The sequence below is a fragment of the Phyllobacterium sp. P5_D12 genome, from assembly GCF_054049495.1.
Genome location: NZ_JBFUMG010001018.1, coordinates 1 through 925, shown reverse-complemented (window position 1 = coordinate 925; position 925 = coordinate 1). Strand labels below are relative to the sequence as shown.

Sequence of the window (925 nt, the reverse complement as noted above, 5' to 3'; positions counted from 1 at the left end):
CAATAAAGCGTTTTGAATCTCGGCTCTCGCGGTCGTTTTCTCAAGATTCGACGAAGCGGGATCATTCTCGATCACATAGTAGACTTTTCCGGACGAATAGAGTCGGCTGTACCCGTCTTTCAGCGGTCCGAGGTTGGTATCACTCATGTGCCTTCCCCCATTGTTTACTTATCGRGGAAGCAACCACAACCAGCAGTTGTCAATAGATCTAAGTGAGTAGTGAAAACTAATAAATCTGTCGGGTTCGCTTGGACTACACCCCGCGCAGCTGCTTGCTCTTGCGCCATCGCGGCGACGGCCGACCCGCCGTAGCCGGATCTATCTCTGCCGGTGGAACATAGATGTCGGCCTCGCGAGCTGCTTCAACGAATGCCACGCGTGCCACGGCAGGCGAGCATTTGCCTTCTAGGCACGATAGCAGGATCACCTTCGCGTTCGATTGCTTTGGTCCGCTGCGTTCCGTCGGCCATTCCTCGAGCATGAACCTCGCCGCATCATATACCGTCCCGATCCCGCGCATCTGACCGGGCTTGCTGGTCATGACTGTGACGGGGGAGAACGCTCTGTAGATTTCAAAGTCTGCCATCGCGGCCAAACGACTCCCTTTGCGATTCAGTTCCGCGTCATCTGATAATCAAATTTCATTATCCGCCCTTTGCCTTGGCATATACCGATGGAGCGACGCCATGAGCAAAGTTGCCGTCGAGGACGGGTATTCGCAGGACGAGCTTCTATCGGCGCTTAGCGCGGAGCTGAACGAGCCCCAAGTCAAGCTTCTCGACCAGATCGGTGTGATCAAGAGGCGCGTTCTCAAAGATGGCGACGACGTGAAAGAGCTTCGCGTCGCGCTCGAAATCGCGATCAGCACCGCAGAAACGATCAAGCCTGAACTGACGAGCGAGGTCGTATTGCTTTGGTACTTGGC

2 protein-coding genes are annotated in these 925 nt (G+C 55.0%); one reads left to right on the top strand and one right to left on the bottom strand.

Features of this window, described 5'->3' with window-relative positions; translation table 11 throughout:
* Positions 1 to 253: 253 nt before the first annotated feature.
* The gene (locus tag ACXJ5O_RS28380) at positions 254 to 586 is read right to left on the bottom strand and encodes a DUF982 domain-containing protein (RefSeq protein WP_457302823.1); all 333 of its coding nucleotides are present in this window, start codon (positions 584 to 586) and stop codon (positions 254 to 256) included.
* 100 nt (positions 587 to 686) lie between these two features.
* On the opposite strand from ACXJ5O_RS28380, the gene ACXJ5O_RS28375 reads away from it, so the two are divergent.
* On the top strand, positions 687 to 925 hold a 239-nt coding region (locus ACXJ5O_RS28375), incomplete at its 3' end, for a hypothetical protein (protein ID WP_457302822.1).

What these genes read in the sequence shown, in the direction of transcription:
- ACXJ5O_RS28380 (WP_457302823.1), bottom strand. Translation starts at nt 586, where the DNA reads ATGGCAGACTTTGAAATCTACAGAGCGTTCTCCCCCGTCACAGTCATG.